We start from the raw sequence: 3,041 nt of genomic DNA, 5'->3' as shown, positions 1-3,041 counted from the left end.
CCGTTACCGCCCGCACCGATGAATGTGGCATTGCCGCCGGCCCCGCCCGCACCGCCGGTAACGGCAAGAGTGATCGCCGTCCCACCCGCGCCGCCGACGCCGCCGTTGCCGATCAGCCAACCGCCGTTGCCGCCGGCTCCGCCTGCCCCACCCAGGAAGCCGGTGCCGCCCGCTCCGCCACTACCAATTAACCCGGCCGCGCCACCGTTGCCGCCCTTCTGGGGGGTTGCCCCGGTGGTGAAGCCAAAGCCATTGCCCCCATTGCCGATCAGAAGCCCACCCGCACCACCGTTGGGACTGGCCGCCGTCCCGTTTGCGCCGTTACCGATCAGCGGACGGCCCAACAACGCCTGAGTTGGCGCGTTCACGATACCGAGAACAGTGTTTTCCAGGGCCTGCAACGGCGAGGCACTAGCCGCATCTGCCGCCGCGTACGCCCCGCCCGCCGCATTCAGCGTCTGCAGAAAACTCTGGTGGAACTCCGCGGCGGCAGCGCTCAACGACTGGTATTGCACGCCGTGACTGCTGAACACCGCCGTGACCGCCGCGGATATCTCGTCGGCGCCGGCTGACAGAATTTCGGTGGTAGACGCGGCCGCTGTGGCATTCGCGCTCCGCAGCGACGTATTAATGCCCGATAGTTGCTGTGCAGCGGCCCCCAGCATTTCCGGAACAGCAGTCACAAATGACATCGAACGCCTCCTGCCTGGACACGAATAGCAGGAGTCAGTATGCGTAGTTGCAGCGCGTTCGGGCGGATTTTGGCGAAATCTATTGCCGTGTCGCCGGTGTGATCGGGTGTTACATCGCCTGCAGGGTGAGTGGAGGGCCGGGATCCGGTGACAGCGGGACATTCTCACGCTGCATGAGCCAGCCCGCGATGTTGTGGAACAGCGGGGCCGCCGAATGTCCGGGGGTGCCGTCGGCGTTGCGCTCGGGGTTGTCCAGCATCAGGCCGATGACGTAGCGGGGGTCATCCACGGTGGCCAGGCCGGCGAACGTGATCCAGTAGACGTTGTCGAAATAGCAGCCGCAGGCGGGGTTGATCTGCTGCGCGGTACCGGTTTTGCCGGCCATCTGATAGCCCGGCACCGCCGCGGCGGACCCGGTGCCCTGCTGGTAGCCCATCGGGTCGTGCTGCACGACCGCACGCAGCATCTGGCGCACGGTCTGGGCGGTCTGAGGCGAGACCACGCGGATGCCGTCGGGACGCGGTTCCTCGGTCCGGGTGCCGTCGGCGCCGATGGTGGCCTTGATGATCCGCGGCGGTATCCGCACGCCATCATTGGCGATGGCCTGGTACATGCCGGCCATTTGCAGCAGAGTCATCGAAAGACCTTGTCCGATAGGCAAGTTCGAGAAGGTGCTGCCCGACCACTGGTCGATGGGCGGCACCAGCCCGGAGCTCTCACCGGGCAGTCCCACACTGGTGCGCTGCCCCAGCCCGAACTTGCGCACCATGTCGTAGAAGCGCTCGGGGCCCACCCGTTGCGCCAACATCAGCGTGCCGACGTTGGACGACTTCCCGAAGACGCCGGTGGTGGTGTAGGGCATCACGCCGTGCTCCCAGGCGTCATGGATGGGGACCCCGCCCATCTGGATCGAGCCCGGGACCTGCAGCACCTCGTCGGGGTTGGACAGCCCGTACTCGATGACCGAGGCGGCGGTGATGATCTTGTTCACCGACCCCGGCTCAAACGGCGAGGACACCGCGAGGTTGCCCAGCTGCCTGTCGCCCTGACGCCCGATGTCTTGGGACGGGTCGAAGGTGTTGTCGTTGGCCATGGCGAGCACTTCGCCGGTCTTGGCGTCGAGCACCACCGCCGAAACATTGTGCGCCCCAGACAAGTTCTTGGCCTGCTGCACCTGCTGCTGGACGTAGAACTGAATGTCGTCGTCAAGGGTGAGCTGGATGGTCGAGCCGTGCACCGCCTTGTGCCGGTTACGGTAGCTCCCGGGAATGACGACGCCGTCGGACCCGCGGTCGTAGGTGACCGAACCGTCGGTTCCGGCGAGCATCGCGTCCAGGGAGTCCTCCAGACCGAGCAGGCCGTGGCCGTCCCAGTCGATGCCGCCGACGATGTTGGCCGCCAGCGATCCGCCCGGATACTGGCGCAGATCCTGCCGCTCGGAACCAACCTCCGGATACTTCGACGAGATTGCGCTGGCCACTGCGGGGTCGACGGCACGCGCCAAGTAGACGAACGACTCGTTGCTTTCCAGCTTCTTCAACAAGGTCGCGCTGTCGGGCTTGTTGTTCAGCTTGCCCGAGATCTCCTTGGCGATGTCCTTGAGCCGCTGCTGCGGGTCTGGCGCATGCGGAGACTTCTTCTTGGCCTCCTCGAGCTGCTGACGAACTCGCTTGGGCTGGAACGTCAACGCGCGCGCTTGGGTGGTGAACGCGAGCCGGTCGTTGTGACGGTCGACGATCGCGCCCCGCACCGCGGGTTCGACGTCGGTGACCTTTAGTTGGCCCGCCGCCTGGGCGCGCAGATCCGCGGCATTGGATACCTGCAGGAAGAACAGCTGGGTGGCGGCCACCATGATCAACGCGAAGATCACCGCGTTGCCGGCCCGGTGCCGGAAGACGAACGAGGCGCCGCGGCCGGCCACCTCCACCGCCTGACGGGTGCGCCGCTCCCGAGCTGAGTGACCCGGCTGGGCGTCCTCTGCCCGCACCGCCGGGCGAGACTTCTTGGCTTGCTTGGCTTTCCGCATGCGGGTGGGCTCGCGGGTTTCCTTGACCCGCTGGGCCTTCTGGGGCTTTTGCGGCTTTTGCGGCTTTGGGGCTTTGCGGCCGGCGCGCGACGGCCGCTCCGACTGCGCCGGGCGGGGCCGCCGGGAGTCGCCGCGGCTCACCTCGGGGCTCCCGGCGGCGTTCCGGTTACGGGCCCGAACTGTTCACCGGTGGCCGGTGCCGGTGCGACGGCCGGTGGTGCCGGTGCCGGTTGCGGCGCCAGCGCGGGGACCAGCGGCCCCAGGATCGGAGCCAGCGGCGCCAGCAGCGTGCCCGGCGACAGCGGCCGGGGTGCGGCCGGGAC

General features: G+C 67.5%; 2 protein-coding genes and 1 pseudogene. All 3 read right to left on the bottom strand.

Going from position 1 to position 3,041, the window contains the following annotated elements; translation table 11 throughout:
• Positions 1-692, bottom strand: a 692-nt coding sequence (locus BST12_RS35165; protein WP_139802027.1) for a PE family protein, incomplete at its 3' end; no start/stop codon positions are given.
• A 109-nt stretch (positions 693-801) separates the two neighbouring features.
• Positions 802-2,859 carry a peptidoglycan D,D-transpeptidase FtsI family protein gene (locus tag BST12_RS28565; protein WP_083116504.1) on the bottom strand — a complete coding sequence of 686 codons (2,058 nt, stop codon included), beginning with the start codon at positions 2,857-2,859 and terminating at the stop codon, positions 802-804.
• A pseudogene (locus tag BST12_RS28560) lies at positions 2,856-3,041 on the bottom strand (hypothetical protein); the annotation flags it as partial. The pseudogene BST12_RS28560 and the gene BST12_RS28565, both read right to left, overlap by 4 nt.

It is taken from the genome of Mycobacterium angelicum, from assembly GCF_002086155.1.
Taxonomy (GTDB): Bacteria; Actinomycetota; Actinomycetes; order Mycobacteriales; family Mycobacteriaceae; genus Mycobacterium; species Mycobacterium angelicum.
The sequence above is the reverse complement of the archived record's forward strand: the minus strand, read 5'-3'. Positions and strand labels throughout refer to the sequence as shown.